The sequence below is a fragment of the Paenibacillus sp. FSL R5-0749 genome, from assembly GCF_038595085.1.
GTDB lineage: Bacteria > Bacillota > Bacilli > Paenibacillales > Paenibacillaceae > Paenibacillus.
Genome location: NZ_CP152005.1, coordinates 1205492 through 1226902, shown reverse-complemented (window position 1 = coordinate 1226902; position 21411 = coordinate 1205492). Strand labels below are relative to the sequence as shown.

The window sequence follows — 21411 nt, the reverse complement described above, 5'->3', positions numbered from 1 at the left end:
TTAATTTTATTTTATCCCTCCTCTGAACACGTAATTGAAGCGTAAGCTTAAACATTGTACTTCTAGAATATGAAGTTTAGAACTCGTTGTGATTTAGTATTTTTTTGTTTGGAATTATGAGTTATACCACTTATGCAATTCGAACACATTGGAATGTAGTGACTTATATCGTGTTGACCATGGTATTAATTATCTGGAATACATACCTGTGGACATAAGCTATTATTAAAAAAGAACGCAATCCCTTACTACTCATAGGATTGCGTTCTTTCCACATTTCTTAGATGCAATGTCTTCTATCCTTCCACTTCCACCCGCTGCAAAAATGTCCGAGTACGTGCAAGCTTTGGATTGCCGAAGATCTGTTCTGGCGGTCCCGCCTCTGCGATCTCCCCGTTATCCATGAAGAACACACGATCCGCAACATCACGGGCGAAGCCCATCTCATGCGTGACAATCATCATCGTCATGTTTTCCTGCGCAAGTTGTTTGATTACGCGTAACACTTCCCCGGTCAACTCCGGATCGAGGGCCGATGTCGGCTCATCAAACAGAAGAATGTCAGGCTGCATCATGAGTGCACGTGCAATGGCAACACGCTGTTTCTGTCCACCCGACAGATTGGCTGGATAGACATCAGCCTTGTCCGACAGTCCTACTTTGCCGAGTAATTCCAGACTGCGGTACCGGATGACACTTGAACTTTCTTTTTTCAAAGTCTTCGGTGCGAGTTCCAGATTAGCCTGTACGGTCAGGTGTGGGAACAGGTTGAAATGCTGGAATACCATACCCATACGATCCGTCATCTTGCGAATATCTGCGGCACCCGCGTAACGACCATTATCCACCAATGTCTGATCCTGAATGCGAATCGTTCCGCCCGAGATATCCTCCAGATGAATCAGGCTGCGCAGCATCGTACTTTTACCTGAACCCGAGGGCCCAATTACGGCGATCACTTCGCCTGGTTCCACATTGAAGGATACCTGCTTCAGCACATCAAGTGTGCCGAATGATTTTCTCAACTGATTTACTTCTATTATATGGGTCATATGCAGACAGTCCTTTGATTAATCAGATTTAATTTATTCATATGAAAACCGCTTCTCCAGCGCCTTGAACAGTAAAGTAAGCACGAGAGTCATGAGCAGATACATAATCGCCGCTACGAAGAACGGGATTAACTGCAAGTCCCGATTCACTGCCGCTTGGGCGTAATACAACAGCTCGGGTACAGCCACGGCATAGAGCAGTGCCGTATCCTTGATCAGCGTAATGGACTCATTGGCTGTTGCGGGCAGTACCACACGAATCATCTGAGGAATAATGACTTTGGTCATCGTCTGCCACTTCGTTAATCCAAGTACCTTTGCCGCCTCATGTTGCCCTTTATCAATGGACAGCAGCCCGCCTCTGAAGATTTCAGCAAAGTACGCCGCATAGTTCAAGATGAACGCAATCGCCGCTGCAACAAAGCGATCAAACACCAAATGCTCACCAATTACCGGAAGCAAAGGAAGGCCAAAACAAAAGAAAAACACCTGTAGAAGTAATGGGGTTCCCCGCATCACATATACATACGTATGGGCAAACCATGCCAATGGTTTAAACTGGCTCCTCATGGCGAGCGTTACAGCAAATCCAAGTGGGACAGACAATACAATGGCTACCAAAAACATGATGATCGTTGTTTGTGCACCCTCTAGCATAGGTTTTAAAATGGTCAATATATAATCCCAACTCATTATTTTGTCTCCTCTAATCTGTTAACCCCGCATTCCTCTGGGGCATGTATCGCTCCAGCGTGGAATACGGGGTCCGTTTTGTTCAAACTATATATCAGGTGTGTAACCTGTCTATTTCAGAACCTTGTCTTCACCCAACCATTGAGTGGAGATTTTAGCTGCTGTTCCGTCTGCATTGAGCTCATCCAAGGCTTTTTGCAGCTGATTCAGAAGCTCTTCATTGCCTTTTTTGATACCTATTCCATATTGTTCCGGTGCAAGAGATTCATCCAGCAGTTTGAATGCTCCCTCTTCCTTGGACATGTAGTATCTCGCGACTACTTCATCAATGATGACCGCATCCAGACGTTTTGTTTTCAAGTCAGTCAGAGCAAGCACGTTATCTTTGAATTCGGAAGCTTTTACTTTATCCTTCAGGGGACTAGCTGCCAGTGCATCTGCCGCCGAGGACAATGCCTGTAATCCCACATTTTTACCATCAAGTTCATCCAGCTTCGTAATTGGCGAGTCTGCCAAGGTAATCGCGACCTGACTGTTTTCCAGGTAAGGCTTCGTGAAGAGCACTTTCTCCTTGCGCTCATCCGTAATGGTGTATCCGTTCCAGATCATGTCGATCCGACCACTGTTCAGCTCTGATTCTTTGGAAGACCAGTCGATCGGCTGGAATGTGATTTCTTTACCCATTTTCTCCGCTGCAGCTCGTGCGTAATCAATATCAAAACCAACAATTTCATTCTGCTCATCTCGGAAACCCATTGGAGCAAACTTATCGTCAATGCCTACAACAATCGTGTTATCGTCTTTGCTTGCGGAACTGGAACAACCCGCTACAATCAATACACATATACTAATGAATAATAGTAGAATCGCTTTTTTTCTCAACTTGAACCCCTCCATATCTATAACCAAAACCAAACGCTTTAGTTCGTTACCACGTTATCAGAGATTTATAATAACATAGCATGGAAGAAGAGTCGAGTCTCTTGCCTATTTCCTTCTATTTCATGCAACTTAATTGTCAACAATTTGTGAAAAAGCTGCTTTCACTTGTGCCGTTTCCACGAGCTTCTCGCGTACAATCGAATTCCATAGCTCCAGGTTCTGAAGCTTCTTTAATTCCGTACCTGTCCATTGTTGGGCAGATTCACGACGTAAGGTATAGCTGGTATTCTCTAACTGGTAGACAACCTGCTCCAGATTATCGATCATCACAAAGTTCGCAATCGCATTATATACCAGTATCCGCTCAAGTTCCTCTGTATCCATCTCGTGCGTATCCAAGCTATAATTCACTTGAGCCGTGAACGTCTCCGGGTACAGTTGGTAACCATCCAATCTTTCTCGTAAAGGTAAGGCCTGATTCAAATGACTAAGGTTGGAATTATCACCCATGTAGGGACTGCGGTATTTCACTAAAGCGGCAAAATCATGCGTCAGCGGATTATTCTGCTCTGCTTCATACTGATCCTGCTGTGCCTCGATCCTCGGATTAACGAAACCCTCCACGAACACAAGGCCAACCACACCGAGAACAACGAGTGCAATAATCCATATATTTTTTCCTCTCATGACACATCACTCACTTCATATTTGCTAATGATCCGATACGCCCGATGCACTACCAAAGGAATAATAACGCTCAATAGCGGGATAGCAAAGGCAATGGCCATCACAGCAAATTGATAAGGTCCATCCACCTGAATGGGTCGATTAAACCAGATGTTGCTTCCAAATCGCAACGCCGCCTGTGTTCCCCATAGTACAATCATGAACACCGCCCATAACCACCAAATTCTGCGATTCCACCGCATAAAGGCATCGGTTTGAATCACTGTAGTTTTCACTGAAGTTGCCGGATCATTCGTCCTGTTGGTCAACATATACAATACATATGATCCCCCAACAAGGAGGCTCACGAGCATAAGCAGGTTGTTTATGGCGGAGCCTTGCATCACCACCCTCGTTGGAATGGTTATGATCCAGGCTATAAGGCAATATATCAGAGCAGACTGTAATAACGCTGTCCAGTACGGAACACGTTGCACTCTCCGATGGTCACTCATCACTTGATCCATACCAGCGATATGCTGAATGGCGGTCTGGAACGCCTTATCTTCACTCATCCCCTGCGAGATATAATCGTCAATCCGCGCAGCGAGATTACTGTGAATCTCTTCTTTTAATTCCCGATTATCCAATGTATCTGGTGAGTGAGCGAACAGACGATTCACATGACGGGTGATGCGTGCTTCCAATCTCATAGGTCTTCATCTCCTTTTTCTCCAGTGACAATCATACAATCAATCAGTGCCTTGGCTGCCTGCCAAGCTTGAACCTGCTCTCTATAGGCTTCGAGGCCTTGCACTGTAATCCGGTAATATTTGCGTCGTCCTCCCTGCGTCTCTTCCCCCCAGTAGGACTCCACATATCCACTCTTCTCCAACCTCTTCAAACTGGAATAAAGCGTAGGTTCCTTCAATTCAAACTGCTCTCCACTCTTGCGATAGATCTCCTTAATAATGCTGTAACCATAGTTATCAGAAGGTATAAGTACACTCAGAATGATGGGGTCAATATTGCCCCGAATCAGATCACTGTTAATTACTTGAACATCCATCTGCAAAATTCACCGACTTTCTTCCATCCTTCGTATACTATAAGACATATTACTATGTCTGTAAAGGTAATATGCATCACATGGTAAATACGCCTCAAAGTGAGCAACGTTGCAATATTCCTCTCTTGCTCTTCACCTGGAAGGAATAAAGAGGTGGTTATAATACAATTCATAAGCACGATGTGAACGTTACTTTAGCCTTCGTCCGCGGCGTCCAAAAAAATAAAACAGGGCTCCTCCAATTATGGAGAAGCCCTATACTCGTTTTGTCTATTGCTGCACTTTCTCACGATCCTTGCCTTTATCGGATTCACCTGCGTTTTTGTTGGCAGCATCACGATCCTGTTGCATCTCTTCAACGGTTTTCACCTTAAGACGTGCTGCACCTTCATACTCCTTCGTCGGAATAAGATTACCCGCAGCAAGTCTTGCTTCTGCGGCAGCAATCGCATCCCCGTACTGTGGCAGCCACTGAGCCTGTGCAACCAACATCTCATCGACCATCTGCCAGATCTCTTTTGGATTACATACGGCACCTACGAGCGGGTCCATCATGAACGCCTGACGAAGTAATTGGTCGTCTCCGTTCACCGCAGCTTCAACTGCCAGACGTTGCACGGAAATACTCACATTACATACCGCGGCTGGTCCTAGTGGCAGATCACCTACATGTGGCATAGAAATGCCGTTGCGATCCACATATCCTGGTGCTTCAATAATCGCATCGTCCGGCAGGTTCGAGATGACTCCTTGATTAACGGTATTAAAATGTCCGCGATAGACACGTCCGGTCTCAAGCCCTTCGATAATGTACGAACCATGCTCCTCGCCCCGTTTTTCGGGAATGAATTGCATCGGTTCATCCTTCATCCAGTTAGGGAAATCCGTCTCAAACCAGTTGCGCCCCTCGGTACATACCCGCAGATACCCACCTGTCTCTCCGTTGATCCAGTTGCCCAGGTCGATCCATTCGTTAATCTCTTCCGGACGTTTGCGGTACCACGGCACATATTCACTCAGATGACCATTCGATTCTGTACTGTAATATCCGAAGCGGCGCAGCATGTCGATCCGCACTTTTTCGGTGCGGCTGTACTCGGGATGTTTTTCGAAGGCTTCGAGCAGGTCACCTGTAAGATCTTTGCCTTCATGAGAAGCCTGAATATACCAGGTCTGATGGTTGATGCCGGCACAGATAATATCCACTTCACTCTTTTTCAAGCCAAAAGCTTCCGCAATCTGATGATGACCATGCTGTACGCCATGACACAGTCCGATCGTCCGCACACCGCCATACTTATTGCATGCCCATGTGAGCATCGCCATCGGATTGGAATAGTTCAAGAGAAGTACATCCGGTGCGCTCTGTTCACGAATATCTTTACAGATGTCCAGCATCTCGGCAATTCCGCGTTGTCCGTACATGATGCCACCTGCACACAGCGTATCGCCGACACATTGGTCTACCCCATATTTCAGTGGAATATCCACATCCGTTGCAAAAGCTTCCAGTCCACCAACACGAATCGTACACAGTACATACTTCGCATCTTTTAACGCTTCTTTCCGATCCGTTGTCGGCTGAATCTGAATATTCAATCCATTCTCACGAATATCCCGCTGACACAGCTCCGTCACCATGTCCAGATTGTGCTGGCTAATATCGCAGAACGCAATTTCGATGTTGTTAAACTCCGGTACCGTGAGCAAATCCCGCAGCAATCCCCGAGTGAATCCGATACTTCCTGCCCCGATAAACGCCACTTTAAACGACATGTTTATATCCTCCCCTAATCCGAATATTTCGCTTCGGTTAATGACTCTCTTCATGAAATCATTGTACCAACGCCAATAGGGGAAGCGTTATCAAAATCATGACCTGTTCAAGTCCCTGTTGTCAAAAATCCTAACTTTTAAAGACCAGATCCACTAATACACTTATCTTCGAAATTACTGCAAATGACTCATTCATCCGTCGGATATTGACTCACATGTCGTTCCATCGAGGAGCGAAATTCAACAGGCGTACAGCCGGTATATTTTTTGAATAACATATGAAAATACTGACGACTCCCTACTCCAACATAGTCGGAGATCTCAGAAATCGGAATATTCGTCTGCTGTAGCAGCATCTTGGCCTTCTCCATGCGAAGCATGGTCAGGTAATCGGTTGGTGTACGCTGCGTGTGCTGACGGAAAATGCGATGCAAATAACCCGGATGCAGATTGACGGCTGCGGCAATGTCCTTCATCTGAATATTGCGATCCATATTATGGTGCATGAATTCGATCGTTCGTTTGACATACAGCTCCGCCTGATCTGGCGCACTCCGGTTCATTTCTCCGCGCAGACGTGCTACACGGACTATCAACTGGATGAACAACGTGCGCACCAGCATTCCCTGTTCCGGGGACGACAGATTCCGGGCTTCGCGATGTTGTGCGCGGTCCTCTCTGGGAATAACGCCTAATGGGACAGAGGATCTTCCCTGCTCCAATAGACCACGCTGATCGAGCTCCAACACCAGACTTTTCATAATGTAATACACCTCTTCCGGGTCAGGCAGTACCAGATATGGCGAGGCATTGGCCAGCAAAGTGTGGACTTCTTCCTCTTCCTGTACGAGCTGTCGAATGGACAGCTGACCGGCTGGTGTTCCCGAGAATCCAAACTCTACATTGAGCATCCGGCAAGGCACGCCATCTTCCACCAGCAAACGGTGCGGGACGCCGGCATCGAGCATAATGAACTGCCCTTTTTTCAGAACAGCCTGTTCCGAGCTCCCGTCCGGCATCAGTACGTCCACACGACACATTCCCGAAATAATATACATAATCTCCATGGAATCATGATGGTGATAGGACATACGGTAGTTGTCCCATTGCTTATAATAGTACGCGTAAAAACGCGGCCCACAATCCTCTGTTCGCAATGCCTCCTGATACAGACTTCCTGCCCAGCGCTTCGAGATGCTCATGTCCATACCTCCAGTCCTTCAACGATCGATCCTCACTTTTCTCCATTGTAACAATTATGTAGGTTGGATATAAACTGTCTTGCTTAAAAGTCTCATTTGCATTATTTAATTAGACAAATATATAATTAGTATATTATCTAATATTTTATGTAAATGGTCTACAACTAAGGAGGTTTCCACGCATGAGTACCACCTTTCATCTGGTAAGACATGGACTTAAAGAACGACAAATCGGTGATGTCTCCCTCACTTCCGAAGGGGCGTTACAAGCCGAAGCCACAGCACTTCATTTTGCCAGAGCTGCCTTTCCTGTTACTAAAATTCTTACCAGCCCACTTCGGCGTGCCCAAGAAACTGCAAGTATGATTGCCCGCCATACCCATGCCCGTATAACCGAAGATCCTCGCCTGCGTGAACGTGCCAATTGGGGAGATTGCCCAGATCAGTCATTCGAAGAATTCATTGCGATGTGGGATCGATGTACGTCTGACCCAGATTACATTCCACCCGTGGGAGACTCGGCCAAACAGGCTGGTGAACGTCTGGCCTCCCGCTTAACCGAATTGACGAATGAAGAGCAGGAGAACAGTAACATTATTGTGGTTACACATGGTGGACTCATTACGGATTTCCTGGTGCAAACCTTCACCGAGCGCGAGCTTAATGTCTGGCATTCCGACTTTATAGCGATGCAGAATCAGCTTATTCCTGAGTGCTCCATCACCACCTTAATACATGATCAAGGTAAATACACCATAAAGGCATTCGCTTCTACCGCGCATCTAGACTCTAACTAAGGATGTAGAAGAATGACTTATCACGGATAGATTGAAAAACGCCAAGTGATGTCCACCGATCCTCATGTAAAAAAGCTCTGAAACCTCCATATGCCAAGACACATGGGAGATTCCAGAGCTTTAAAGCACTTCAATTATTTTCTGCCTTTACCTGGCGTGTAGAACTTGGGCAGCGGTACTTTGGACCAGTCGATATCCGATGCCATGTAGAAGGACGGATAAGAAGGCTGATTGTATCCACTGTTCTGTCCGGCAATACCTACACGATACATTGCATCATGCATCAGCGTGTACAACTTGCGGTCTGTCTTCTCGGTACTCAGATAGATGCGGATTGCTGAGCTGTCGGTGGTTCTCACCAGCATCTCTTCCCGCCAATCCCCGAAGATATCAGCTACAAGAGAAGGCGTACCTTTGGTGTAATTGTTAGTCAATGTGCCTGTTGCCGTCAGCAACGTGCCACGATTCCAATCCTTGATGGTTGGAGTAACATCAATCGCACCGTCTACGATCTGTGTCGTCATATCACCAGACCAACGGATATTCATATTCGTTCCCGGGGCTTGATCACTGATTTTCTGACCCTGTGCTGTCCATAAGCCTACAGCCCATGTCTCCAGACCGCGACGGTTTGGATCAACATCCCCCACCATGCCGCGTCCCGTATCTTTCCCTGTGTATCCGCCATAGATCACTTCTCCGGTCTTCGCATCCCGCAAGGAGTAGCCATATGGAGCCCACGGACCACCCTCGTGAACCATGAAGATCTCAAGTCCCGGACGATCCGGGTCGATATCTGCTACATGAAGGGCATCCCCATGACCCAGACGGGCAATCGTTCCCGGTGCAGCACTTTCGGCTGGCATCAGGTCTGTGGAGCTATACAGTACGCTACCATCATGATCAATTGTGGCTGAGCCATAGATGATCTCCTGTTTGCCGTCTCCATCCACATCCGCCACACTGAAATAGTGCGCGCCTTGGGTTGTAATCGAGCCGTACACGGGATCTGTGCCATCCACGCCATGCGGCCCGTCATTGAACGGATTTTTCATCGGTGTCCAGCCGCTGTCCACTTTCCATTCCTTTTTCAGCTTCTTGCCATCCCAGTTATAAGCAACCATGGTTGAACGTGTATAGTATCCGCGTGCAAAGATTGCAGATGGTTTCTTGCCATCCAGATAAGCCACGCCCGCCAGGAAACGGTCCACCCGATTGCCCGGTTCAATCCGTGCCATGGCATAATCGCCCCACATCAAGCCATCATCATGACGTTCAGGTTCGTAGGGGATCGTCTCCAGCTCTTTGCCTGATTTCCCTTCAAATACGGTGACATACTCCGGCCCATCCACGATAAAGCCTTCGAACTTGCGCAACTCATTTCGGTTGCTGCGTTCTACCGCGTAGACATCAATGAAGTAATCGGCCAAGCTCTCGGCATCCTGCTGAGATAATGGATAGTTATACTTTTTCTCCATTCCAAATGCCTCTTCCAATGTCGCAGGCCAGTTGCCCTTCACTACCTCTTCGTGTTTATGCCAGTTTCTGAACATATCCACCACGTGATCGTAGTAACCGTCAGCACTTAAACGATAATCATCCTCGTTCTTCACGCCTGCCTTGCGGTCTTCCTTCGGTAAGGTGATATACTTCTCGGATGTCACTTTTCCTTTTTTGTTATATTGGATTATTTTCGTGCCCGGAGCAGTCTTGAACATCATCTCAGCCTTGCCATCCCCGTCAAAATCGTAAACAAGCATCTGTGTATAATGAGCACCTGCGCGAATGTTGACTCCAAGATCGATCCGGTACAGCAATTGTCCGTCCAGGGTGTAAGCATCTACGTAGGTTTTACCCGTGTATCCTTTTTGCGATACATCCTTGGCGTTGGAAGGGTCCCATTTCACAAAAAACTCATATTGGCCATCCCCGTCCACATCACCCACGCTCATGTCATTGGCGGAATACGTATAGGCTTCGCCGGCAGGCGTCACCCCATCGGCCGGTTTTTGCAGTGGAATATCCACGTAGCCGTTCGCCCAAGGTTTGATGGATGCACTGCGTTTGCTCTCCTTACCCTTTTTGTTCACCGCTGCCACTTCATAACGGGAAGAGGATTTACCTGTGGCATCTACATAGTTGGTGCTATCCGTGACCGTAGCGATCTTTTTGCCATCACGATAGACGTTAAAGTCCGTACCTGTCAGCCCTTTATCGCTATACCCTGTGGCCTCGTCACCAAGCAATCTCCAGCTAAGAAAAACACCTTCGGATGTTGATGCAGCTACCAGACCGCGATCCAGATATTCCAGTTGAATCTCTTTCAAGTGACTGCCCCCCTTATGTGATTGCAGGCCACTCTCCGTTGTACTATTTCCATTCGAAGCTTCGGCTCCAGTGACTCCCGCTGTTCCTCCGATAAGCAAAGCTACGCTGAGTGCCGAAGAGAGTACCTTGGCTGCAAGTGGCAGCCGTGCCTTCCTGCGACCGGATTGCTGACCTGAAGCCGATCCCTTATGTACCGGCGCTGTTGTTTCTGAGTTCATCCACCTTCACGCTCCTTGAGACAGAATAGATGATGCTGATACACTTCGATGATGATTGAGCATTCAATTACCCGTATGGGCATTCGATCACCCATGTAGACCTCTTCAACGAATGATTCCAAACTTTAATGATTACGCTTACAAAATTAAAAAAGAGAAATCAGCTTGCCCGACTACCAGAGTGCGGTCCTCCTTTCATTCTCTTTCCAATCTGAGCGAGGTGATCCCGCCCATCCGGTTCTATTATAGACATCCTGCCTGCCAGACCCTAGGCAAATATCCGTCCAAAACGATCAATATTCAGTGTTTTTAGGAGTCACTTCGGAAATCAAACCGATGAACGATTCAAGCTGAAGCATGATTCCGACTCACCGCCAAGTTTTTTCTAACGAATCCCACGCACCCTATTAGGTGGTGAAACTGCAACAACGAATCCTAACGAATCTCAGTAACCTTATTTGGACCAAAACGAGTCTAAGAGGATCAAAATCTACCCAAATTAACTAAATAGCGTGTCTACGATTCGTTAGATTTATCAAATGCATCAATTCAACTGAATAGCGTGTCCTCTGTTCGTTAGAAAAGAAATAGGGCTGTCCCCTGCTCATTTTCATGAACAGAGGACAGTCCAGCCTGATACGCCCGCTCTTACATCCCTAATTACGGATCTTCAAGCGATTATACATACATTGTTCAAGTGAGAACTTCAATCTAGAATGACTCTTGTAATGCATAGCAAAAACCGCGATCCTCTAACACACTGAGGATCGCGGTTAAGACAGTTACAAATAAAGTTTAAGGCTCAATGCCCCATACCAGGTTTCCACCTTGATAGAGTGTTACCTTGTTCCAATCCTGATAGGATGTTTTCGTTGGATCGAAGGAGTAATCATTCGTCTCGTCAAAGTTGGACCAGTCTGTTTTGTACATGCGAAGCTGGATATCGCCAGTCTGTCCACCAGCCTGAATGCTACCAGCGCCAGCTGTGAAGCTCAGCTCTACATACGAGTCTGTGAAGGTGCGCTGAATATTGGCTCCGCCAACTTGAGCGTAATCAATGGCAGAATCCATTGCAGCCGATCCTTCTTTGGAGAAGTAATACCGGATCTTCAGATCACTCAGATTCACAGCAGTACTGCCCAGATTTTTAATGTTGAAATACGGTTTGATCTGGCTGTCCAGCGCATTGGTATCTCCAGCACGATATTGCAGGACAAGATCACTTGTCGGTACAACGACACTTTGAGGTGTCGCGGAAGCTACAGCAGAATTGGCACTTTGCCCTGCTGTGTTCACTGCACTTACCACATAATGATACGTTGTTCCGTTCGTCAGGGAAGTGTTGGTGTATGACGTACCACTCACATTCGTCGCGATTGTTGTGAACGGACCTGCTGCACTCAGCGCCCGTTTCACATTATAACTTGCTGCACCTGTAGAGGCAGTCCACGTCAGACTCACCTGTGCATTACCTGCGGTTGCTGTGAGCGTAGTCGGTGCAGCTGGCGCCGTTACACCTGCAACCGGTGTAGCAATTGCTGTGGCAGAGTTAACACTTTCACCTACAGCATTGGTTGCCGTGACCACATAATAATAGGTTGTGCCATTGATCAAGCCAGTGTTGGTGTAAGATGTTCCACTCACATTGGCTGCGATCGTTGTGAATGGACCTGATGCGCTCAGTCCCCGCTTCACGCTATAACTCGTTGCACCTGCAGAAGCCGTCCACGTCAAGGAGACCTGAGCGTTACCGGCAGTAGCCGTCAAAGTTGTGGGTGCAGCCGGAGCTGTATTACCTCCCGGAGGATTGCCTCCACCATTACTTGCAGGCAGCACAGGGAATGAGTTCTTCACCAGTGCCACGAATTGATCATGGAACCAGTGACCCGATACCGGAGCATTGGGCAATGCACCTGTTAGTACACCATCCCGAGTGGTGAAGGTCGGATCACACATCCGGTCGAAACCTTTGCCTTCGTTATTCGGAATTTCGGAACTGGAGCCATCGGATTCACCTGGAGGTTTCACCCAGACATAAGCATCCAGATGCGCTGGTCCTGGCGCTGCCTTAGGGACTTCCCCTATGCCAGCTCCACTGGCATTACACCAGTTCCCCCGATGCTCCCGGCGATCTACACGTCCGGAATTCACATAATCGTTGATGTTGCTGCCCGTAGCCGATGTTGGACGGTCTACCCCGCCCCAACCGTTCCGGCTAGTATCGATCAGGAAACCTGTGCTGCTTGGCCAGCCGGCTTGTACAAAATCGGTATACAGCGCAGCGGTGAAATCGGTTTCGTCAAAATACGGATTCCACTCATAAAACTTGGCTGATTTAATCGGTTGTCCACCGATATTGAGATCCGGGTTGGACAGGTTCGGCTCTCCCAGCGGTGTGGTATTCGCCGTGTTCGTAATGAAGCCATCTGCACTCTGCAGACCTGCCGCAGTATCATTTACTACGTCCGTATACAACGCAACTGCTGCAGAACGGTTGTTATCCCATCCAAGCCAGCCGGAGTGACCGATATCCAGATAGTTGTACACATTCGGAATCGCGTGCAGCTTGTCCAATGTATACTTCACACCGGCCTCATAGATACCTGTTGAGCTGGCTTGACCACAAGCTGGTGTACTCAGGTTGGTCACAAGGTTAGGCAGACTGTCCGGTTCAATGACAGCGATAATGCGAATATCCTGATACTTCGGATCTGCGAAGATATCTGCAATCACATCAATATAATCCGTTTTATACGTCTGTAGTGCAGCCTGTGTTAGTGGAAGTTCACCATTCGAAGCAAGGGCATGACAATCCCGACCTGGCAAGTTATAGATAACAAATGAAGCCGTTATTGGTGTCCCGGGTTTCTTTTGGGCAAGAACAGCATCGAGATGTTCCTCAACGCTTTTGCGACCCGCATTGTCCGTACCGCCATAGATCGCAGCAATCCGGTCAATCCACACTGCGGTTGGATACGATTTGACCGTCTCCATCTGTGCCTTCAGCGATGCATCATTGGTCAACGCAATGGACGTATCCACAAGAGCCGAATAGTCCTCATTCAAATAAGCTGTTGCCCCTACAAATGGATTATCCACATGTGCTTCAGCCGCCTGAGTCAGGCCCGGAGACATTCCCGGGAAAATCCCCGCCGCCAGCAGTGTTGCCGCCAACATTTGCTTTACTCCTTTGCGCAGGATCTTCTTACCTCTTGATCTGGTTTTCAATGTAGTCTTCATAGTTCCACCTTTCCTTTAGTTAGATTGGGTTGTACTCATGTCTGATCCTCTGTGTCATGATAATGCTTAGCACGAAGAGAACGTTCGGATGAGTTGGTTGTATCACCTCCATAAGAAATGGTTGTATAACAGGAATCTTGATCAAACAAATTGTGTGAGGGTGAACCATGAGAATGAGTATAATGTGGTGGGTGTGGGTGATTGTGTGTTAGACATGAAGAAGTGTGGAGATGGATTTACAGGATACTTGAATCTTTCACTTCAGTAAGCGCTTTCTTTAATCGGTTTAAAAAAAGGCCATCGCCTGCCCATCTACAAACTTGATGTTCGGTGTCACCTCCTTATGTACGATTATACGACATGTAAATATTACTGTAAATTGAATTAAATAAATTTAATTATATTTTTTTCCATAATCCAGGCAGGAATCTGGACACCCCTTGCCCCTAACCACACCAGAGGCTCATCCTGGCCTTATACCACAATGAACCTCGTGTTGATTAAGGTCGAATTTCACCCGTTTGTCTAGGGCAGAACAACGACATCTCCCGGTTTTAACCCACTTACCACTTCCGTCTTGTCCCCCGATTCCATTCCAGCCTTAATGGTCAGCGGCTCTGTCAGTCCGTTCCCTTTGTCTAACAGGACGTAAGGTTCGGTCTGATCCCGCATGATGGCCAAGCTGGACACAACCGTCACTTTATCCTTACGCATCGTCTCGATATCGCCTTCCAGACTCACGCCTCCATACATCCTTGCATCCGGCTTCAGATCAATGACCACGTCAAACTGCGAAGCCTGCTTGAGGTCTGTATCGGTACTCTTCCGGGCGAACTTGGACACCTTGCTTACCTTCCCGGTGAATTGCAGGTCTTTCTGCGCTGTCATTCGTACCTTAACCGGCATGCCCACCTTAAGTCTGAACATCTCTTCTTCGCCAACAATCGTCATGAATTTCAGTTTGCTGATATTGGTAATGGACCCGATTAGCTGTCCTTCCGTCACTGCACGTGTCTTGCTGTCCTCTTCATTCATCTGAAATATACCGGAGGCGGAAGCATACACAGTGGACTTGCTCATCACGGCCTGCTTTTTCTGTATCTCCTTCTCCTTCAGGACCAGTGCTTTTTGATTCAATTCATACGTCAGGCGTTTGGCTTCCCGGTCCGCAAATGCCTTCTTGCGCTCTTCTTCCGTCACGCCAAGCGGTTCGCTCATATTCGCCTGATCCAGGCTAACCTGATTCATCTTATTTTCAAGCTGGGCTTTCTCCAGATCGCTCTGCAATTGTTCGACTTCCGTTTGTAACGTGGACGTGTCGAGTGTAAACAGGATATCCCCCTTGCTCACCTGCTCACCACTTTTCACATGCCACTGCTGGATGTTCGAAGCATATGGAGCATAGATATCCGTCTGATCGGTATATACGGATTTCCCTTTTACCTGAATCGTTTGCGTCATCGTTTCTTGTGTAACATCAAACGTAATTGGCGGCGGGATCTCAACAGGTGCCTCCGGTTTTGGTTTGTACTTTTCATACAGCCAGTACCCCACACCTGCCAAAAGTACAACCGTGATGATGATTTTAATCCATTTCTTCATGTGCCCAATTTCCCTTTCGCTGATAAAATTACATTGATTTGATCACAGCTAATGCGTTGGTCCGCGATGCGCTAATTGCCGGATATATTCCCGAAACAACACCGACCAGCACAGCAAACACGATGCCGAGCGGCAGAGCGGACTGCTGAATAACCACGGTCATCGGACCACTGACCTGATCTGCCATCTGACTCGCGAGCAGACTGTTCACCCCGTCGAGGGCAGCAAAAGCAATTCCAACACCTGCCAAGCCGCCCATTAATCCAAGCATCGCTGCTTCCGTTATAAACATCTGGCGGATCTGCCACAGATTCGCCCCCAGCACCTTCATTACACCAATCTGCTTGCGCCGTTGATGCGTAGACATGATCATCGCTACAACAATGGACAACGAGGCCAGCAACATGATAAAACCACCGATGCCCAATGCCGCTTGTTGATACATCGCCAGTTGGCCAGCCATTGCTTCCTCCTGGAAGAGATTGCTCTGTGTATTTAACGTCAGCTTCTGGATCTGTTCTTCAACCTGGGATACATAGCGTTTATCCTCCACTTTGACCAAGGCTGAGTTCAGACGCTTGGCTGCACTACTATCCGCCTGTTGCAATCCAAGCTCATCCTGCAATGCACGTGCTGTGTCCAGCGGCAGATATACTTTTTTGTCACCCTGAGCACTCATCTCATCCATGTTGGAAGGTTTCGTAAGCTCGCCTGATACACGTACAGACCCACTCATTTTGGTTTTACTCGCATCCGCATAATCTTCATATCGGAACTGGACACGCTGCTGAACCAACTGATCCTGCTTGGATGACATTTCCGTATACTGCTGCAGGAGCTCATTGTTATATGGATCAGCATTCAACTGCTCGAATAACTTCTGAGTTACTTTCGGGTCTACAAGTCCGAATGCGGCCCCATAGCTGGTCACCGCCATACGACCATCCTCCGCCGCACGTCCCTCGGCATATTTATATCCGAACCCGCCCAGGGTCTGCAGCTCCGTGCCAATAACTTCAACGTATGTACTGCGACCATCCGGAAGCACCATCTCCAACGAATCCAGCTTTAACATGGGTGCCACAGCAACCACATGGGGAATTCTCTGAATAATCTGAATCTTCTCCAGCGTCAGCGCACCGCGTTCAAATGTCGAGCTCTGACCGCCCCCCTTGCCGTTCCCCGTACGTATGCCTTCATTGGGCGTAATTGTGATCTCATCCATCTTGTAATTGTCGTTCAATGTTTTCTCGCTATAGGCCTGTACGGACTGCCCCACGCTAAGTGCAATGATCATGGCGGCAGAACCGATGGACAACCCCATCATGCACAGCAGTGTGACCATTTTCCTGCGAATGATCTGTCCCCAGGCCATACGTGCTACATCCCGTATTCTCACATTTCCTCTCCTTTTGCCTCAAACTTCCCTTACAGCCTCTTCAACCAATATTCCATGTTGCAATGTAAGTACAACCTGCATCTGTTCCGCGACTTCTGCTTCATGTGTTACAATAACAAAGGTGGTATTCAGCTCCCGGTTAAGCTGCTGCAAAATTGCAATAATCTCTTCCTCTGTCTCGGTATCCAGATTCCCGGTAGGCTCATCTGCGAAGATCACCGAGGGTTCGGTAATGAGTGAGCGTGCAATACTGACACGTTGTTGTTGACCGCCCGACAACTGGGACGGGAACAAGTTTGCTTTTTCACTTAGTCCAACCTGATCCAATAGTTTCAATGCTTTTGCTTTGCGCTTCGAAGGGCTGATCCCCATGAACACCAACGGTAACTCTACATTTTCCCGAATCGTGAGATTGGACAGCAGCTCATACGACTGGAAAATAAATCCGATATGACTGCGCCTGAACTCAGCCAGGCGATTCTCACTGAAACGAACAATATCTTGTCCCGCAATCAGAATCCTGCCTTGATCCGGCTTCATCAGCCCCGCCATCAGATTCAGCAGCGTGGACTTGCCTGAACCTGAACTGCCCAGCAGCGCCACCATCTTGCCTTCTGCAATCGTCAGGTTGATGTCTTGAAGCACCGGTACGATTCCCTGGCTATTACGGAACGAGTGGGATAATTGATCAACTTGAAGCATTACTGCATGTCTTCCTTTCTACTTGCCAAGTATGTACAGAGGTTGTTCAAAAAGTCCCATTTTCTCGAGACGGAAACGGGTCTTCTATGAACATGTATGTATGAATTCGCGTAGCACATTCCCTTTTATTATAGGGTGGAGATGTATCCAGGCTGACCGGAGTTGTATCCAATTTGTAAATTGTCATAACAAAAAGACCTTGTCCGCATGGGAGCTGTCGCCAGCCTCATCCAGACCAAGGTCTTATCTTATACCTTCCATAGCTTACCAGGCTCTGAAACTAAAGCGGTACATTTCACTTTTATCCATGGTGCTTCCTACTGCAAATAGTTCGTCATCATTCCATCTGAGTTTGATGAAGCTATCAATATTACGGTAGATCACCGTATCTGACGAAAGCTTGCTGTCATTCAGATAGGCAATATGCAATTCATTCTTCTGATTCTGATTATCCATTGGCAAAAAATAAGCAATTCGCGATTGATCTGCATCCAGTTCGAAGCTCCAGATGGACCCTTTCAGGACCAGTTCATATTGCTTCTGTTCTGCGCGATACCGATATAATCCCTGCACCTTATTGATCGTTCCCTGGATGAGCATGTCCCCGTTCTTCAGTAACTTGTACTGTTGAATCTCTTCCATTGCCGCATATGCCTTCACTTCATGCGCATCCTCAAGCGACACACGATATATGGCATAGTTTTCTTTCAGCATCACCAGCATATAGAACTGCTTCAGATCTTCACTGACCTCAAAGACATCCATAACGATAAATGTATCACTCGATCCTTTTTCTTGTCCTTGTCCTGTTCCAGCAAACATGCCCATCAGCTCATCATGCGTGTAGATGGTCTGACTCGTTCCCTGCTTTAGATCGACTTGTTTGAATAAGAGATCATCCTGACCGATGTAGGATTCATTCCCTGTAAACACTCTGTAATACGAGTTATCGTTCGAAAGTTTGCGACGTTCCCCGCTCTGAATCATATACTCATACGTCGTCTTCTGCGCTTGACCCGCCCGATATTGGGAGTATATCAACTTCTTGTGATCCGGGCTGATGACTACACCGTAATCCGTATTCGTTGCAATATTTTTCACTTCATTATCATCCAGATGCAGGAGAGACAGCCGCAGCCCTGAATAGGAAGGTTCCGGTTGATTTAATATAATTGTATTTCGGTCTACCACTTCAAAATCATAGATTGCGAAGTCATTCGGAATCTTTGTTGCCGACTCGACTTGAATCGTACTGCTGGGCGGCGGCGCCAGACGGCTGTTGAATTGCTCGCTTGGCATAATCACCGTTCTTGGTTTGAGATTCCCCATACTGAACAGACTGCCGATTCCGAAAATTCCACTGACAAATGCGATTAACAGCCCTGACAACATCAATTTGTCACGGTGCTTTCGCCAGAATCCTGGATGTCTCATGCGTTCATTTCCCCCGGAAGACTGATATTTACTTGTGTCCCTTGCCGCATGATGCTCTTCATCTCCACTGTTCCTCCATGACGCTCCACGATGTTCTTCACAATAGACAAGCCCAGTCCTGCGCTGCCCTTCTCCACCCTGTTGATTCCTTTATCCTGGTAAAAGGGTTCAAATACATGCTGGAGTGCTTCAGCACCAATTCCTTCCCCCTGATCACGAAACACAATAGCGATAGTCTCACCTAACCGGAAGGATTGTACTTCAATGATTGAATTGACATCACTGTATTTAACCGAATTATCCAGAACGTTGAGGAATACCTCCTTCAGCTTGTCTCGATCTCCCTGTAGATACTGGTGTTCCTCCAGCTCATAGTGAATGCCTATATTGTACTTGCCCGCCTTAATCGACATGTCTTCACAAGCTTCACGAATAACATCCGATACATCGATACGTTCGAATCGGTACGCCTGAATGACCGCAGAGGAGACCGAGACCTCCAGGATATCCGCAACCATCGTGTTGAGACGCTGGCTTTCCTTGATAATATAATTCATGCCTTTGTCAAAAAAATCCTGATCGGTAAATCCGTTATCCCGCAATATCTGGGCGTATCCCAGAATGGTCGTTAGTGGTGTCTTCAGTTCATGTGTCACATTGTCAAAAAAGACTTTGCTTCGCGCCTGTACTTGATTCACTTCGTCCCGTTCTCGCTCAATCACATCAATCTGCTCCCGCACACGATCAATCATGATGGTGAAGCTTGAAGCCAGTTCACCAATCTCATCCTTAGTGGTTATCTGAATGTCTGCATTCAAACTCCCCTGAGCCACTTCCGCAGAACGTTTCGTGAGTACACGGATAGGTTGGGTGATTTTCCGGGAAATAAAGATGGAGGCGATAAATACAAATACGAAAATCACCGCCGCGAACAGTTTGATCGTATTTTGAAAACGCAGGTTGCGTTTGAACAAATCCGTGTAATCCTTCTCCATCTGCACAATTCCGATCAATTGTTGATCCATCTGAAGTGGAAAGGACAGACTGGAGGTGACACGACCTTTATTCACAACTGTGGTATACGCGATCTTGGATTGTATGGCCGCCTTCACATCAGGATGGTCAGACCGCATAGCGACATTAGCTTCACTGCCAGTAGATCCGTATGGTGAAGCATCAGGGCGATATACGGTAATTTTTCCGCCAACGGCTGAACCAATCTGCTCCGCAAGCTCGCGGCTTCCTGCTTCGAGCGAGTCTCTGCTCATGCGTTTGTTATGAATCAGGAAGTACTGATTCAGCGCGATATCCAGATTTTTCTTCGATTGCACCATGTCCTCATGCACTTCCCGATACATATTCTCCTGTGCCACCTTATTGGACAGAATCAGCAGAACGGAGAATCCGATAAAGACGATGACCGAGAAGAGCACCACCATTTTGAACTGGATGGTCCACTTCATGTCTGCACCTGAATATTCAACTTATACCCTACACCAAATACAGTCTCGATCATCGAAATGCCCTGCACACCACTATCCAATTTCTTGCGAATCCGTTGTATATGAATATCCACCGTTCGGGTATCTCCTGCAAAATCAAATCCCCATACCTTGTCCAGCAGTTCAGAACGTGTATGTACCTTACGATGATGGGTCACGAGAAATAACAACAGGTCATATTCCTTATTGGTGAGTCCTGCGCGTTCCCCGTCTTTCCACACTTCCCGTTCATCCTTGCGAATCTCAATATGCTTGCCAAGCCTGACCACCTCATAGGACTGATTCTCCAGTGTCTCGCTGATGAGATCAATCCGGCGAAAGATCGCCCGAATGCGCGCAACCACCTCACGGATATCAAAAGGTTTCGTGATATAATCATCTGCCCCAAGCTCCATGCCAAGTACCTTGTCCAGCATGTCAGACTTCGCAGTGATCATGATGACGGGTATCTTGGAGTTCACAGACAGTTGCCGACACACATCAAAACCGCTCATATCCGGTAGCATCAGATCCAGCAGGATCAGATCCGGCTTCGAATCCCGAAGCAGATTCAACCCCTCTTTACCCGTAGCTGCTTCCTTGATCTCAAATCCTTCCTTGCGTAACGAATAGGACAAAATATCTCGAATGGACTCCTCGTCCTCAATAATTAAAATCTCTTTTGGTCTCATGATACCCTCGTAATCTCCCTGCTCTATGGATTTCATCTGCCTATATTTTGTATCCCAAGCCTTGTGCTTGAATAGAGGGAAGCACGAAATGTTACAACTTCGATACAACTCTGAACCGTTTGGAAACAACCTCCCGATATACTTGGATCATAAGAGACTCATACCAGACCGGACCCAA

Annotated in this window: 17 protein-coding genes; 1 reads left to right on the top strand and 16 read right to left on the bottom strand. The window is 47.4% G+C overall.

Annotation, left to right across the window (positions count from 1 at the left end):
- Positions 1–296 precede the first annotated feature (296 nt).
- From MKY85_RS05375 to MKY85_RS05340, 8 genes are all read right to left on the bottom strand, one after another.
- Positions 297–1052, bottom strand: coding sequence for an amino acid ABC transporter ATP-binding protein (locus tag MKY85_RS05375; protein ID WP_340909845.1), 756 nt, complete (start codon positions 1050–1052; stop codon positions 297–299).
- 33 nt (positions 1053–1085) lie between these two features.
- On the bottom strand, positions 1086–1745 hold the full coding sequence (locus MKY85_RS05370; protein ID WP_342572012.1) for an amino acid ABC transporter permease: 660 nt from the start codon (positions 1743–1745) through the stop codon (positions 1086–1088).
- A gap of 111 nt (positions 1746–1856) precedes the next feature.
- The gene (locus MKY85_RS05365; RefSeq protein ID WP_342572011.1) at positions 1857–2627 is read right to left on the bottom strand and encodes an amino acid ABC transporter substrate-binding protein; all 771 of its coding nucleotides are present in this window, start codon (positions 2625–2627) and stop codon (positions 1857–1859) included.
- Between the two features lie 129 nt (positions 2628–2756).
- Complete coding sequence (locus tag MKY85_RS05360; RefSeq protein WP_342572010.1) at positions 2757–3314, bottom strand: DUF4825 domain-containing protein; 558 nt, start codon at positions 3312–3314, stop codon at positions 2757–2759.
- On the bottom strand, positions 3311–4006 hold the full coding sequence (locus tag MKY85_RS05355; RefSeq protein ID WP_339259153.1) for a permease prefix domain 1-containing protein: 696 nt from the start codon (positions 4004–4006) through the stop codon (positions 3311–3313). Before MKY85_RS05355 ends, MKY85_RS05360 begins: the two co-directional genes overlap by 4 nt.
- Entirely contained in the window at positions 4003–4362 is a 360-nt protein-coding gene (locus MKY85_RS05350) for a PadR family transcriptional regulator (protein WP_339239986.1), read from the bottom strand. The genes MKY85_RS05355 and MKY85_RS05350 overlap by 4 nt, the downstream gene beginning before the upstream one ends.
- A gap of 270 nt (positions 4363–4632) precedes the next feature.
- Positions 4633–6138, bottom strand: a complete 1506-nt coding sequence (locus MKY85_RS05345) for an alpha-glucosidase/alpha-galactosidase (RefSeq protein WP_339259152.1) — start codon at positions 6136–6138, stop codon at positions 4633–4635.
- Between the two features lie 188 nt (positions 6139–6326).
- Positions 6327–7340 carry an AraC family transcriptional regulator gene (locus MKY85_RS05340; protein ID WP_342572009.1) on the bottom strand — a complete coding sequence of 338 codons (1014 nt, stop codon included), beginning with the start codon at positions 7338–7340 and terminating at the stop codon, positions 6327–6329.
- A gap of 182 nt (positions 7341–7522) precedes the next feature.
- On the opposite strand from MKY85_RS05340, the gene MKY85_RS05335 reads away from it, so the two are divergent.
- Positions 7523–8137, top strand: a complete 615-nt coding sequence (locus tag MKY85_RS05335; RefSeq protein ID WP_342572008.1) for a histidine phosphatase family protein — start codon at positions 7523–7525, stop codon at positions 8135–8137.
- A 134-nt stretch (positions 8138–8271) separates the two neighbouring features.
- Here MKY85_RS05335 and MKY85_RS05330 read toward each other — a convergent pair whose 3' ends face one another.
- The 8 genes from MKY85_RS05330 to MKY85_RS05295 form a co-directional block, all read right to left on the bottom strand.
- Entirely contained in the window at positions 8272–10683 is a 2412-nt protein-coding gene (locus MKY85_RS05330; protein WP_342572007.1) for a rhamnogalacturonan lyase, read from the bottom strand.
- A 795-nt stretch (positions 10684–11478) separates the two neighbouring features.
- Positions 11479–13923: a glycoside hydrolase family 6 protein gene (locus MKY85_RS05325; protein WP_342572006.1), complete on the bottom strand. Its 2445-nt coding sequence runs from the start codon at positions 13921–13923 to the stop codon at positions 11479–11481.
- Between the two features lie 525 nt (positions 13924–14448).
- Positions 14449–15525, bottom strand: a complete 1077-nt coding sequence (locus MKY85_RS05320) for an efflux RND transporter periplasmic adaptor subunit (protein ID WP_342572005.1) — start codon at positions 15523–15525, stop codon at positions 14449–14451.
- 28 nt (positions 15526–15553) lie between these two features.
- Positions 15554–16924, bottom strand: coding sequence for an ABC transporter permease (locus MKY85_RS05315; RefSeq protein WP_342572004.1), 1371 nt, complete (start codon positions 16922–16924; stop codon positions 15554–15556).
- Positions 16925–16942: 18 nt separating this feature from the next.
- The gene (locus MKY85_RS05310) at positions 16943–17626 is read right to left on the bottom strand and encodes an ABC transporter ATP-binding protein (protein ID WP_339239975.1); all 684 of its coding nucleotides are present in this window, start codon (positions 17624–17626) and stop codon (positions 16943–16945) included.
- 264 nt (positions 17627–17890) lie between these two features.
- Entirely contained in the window at positions 17891–19060 is a 1170-nt protein-coding gene (locus MKY85_RS05305; protein ID WP_342572003.1) for a hypothetical protein, read from the bottom strand.
- Positions 19057–20523 carry a HAMP domain-containing sensor histidine kinase gene (locus MKY85_RS05300; RefSeq protein WP_342572002.1) on the bottom strand — a complete coding sequence of 489 codons (1467 nt, stop codon included), beginning with the start codon at positions 20521–20523 and terminating at the stop codon, positions 19057–19059. Before MKY85_RS05300 ends, MKY85_RS05305 begins: the two co-directional genes overlap by 4 nt.
- Positions 20520–21233: a response regulator transcription factor gene (locus tag MKY85_RS05295; RefSeq protein ID WP_253430918.1), complete on the bottom strand. Its 714-nt coding sequence runs from the start codon at positions 21231–21233 to the stop codon at positions 20520–20522. The genes MKY85_RS05300 and MKY85_RS05295 overlap by 4 nt, the downstream gene beginning before the upstream one ends.
- Positions 21234–21411: the final 178 nt, after the last annotated feature.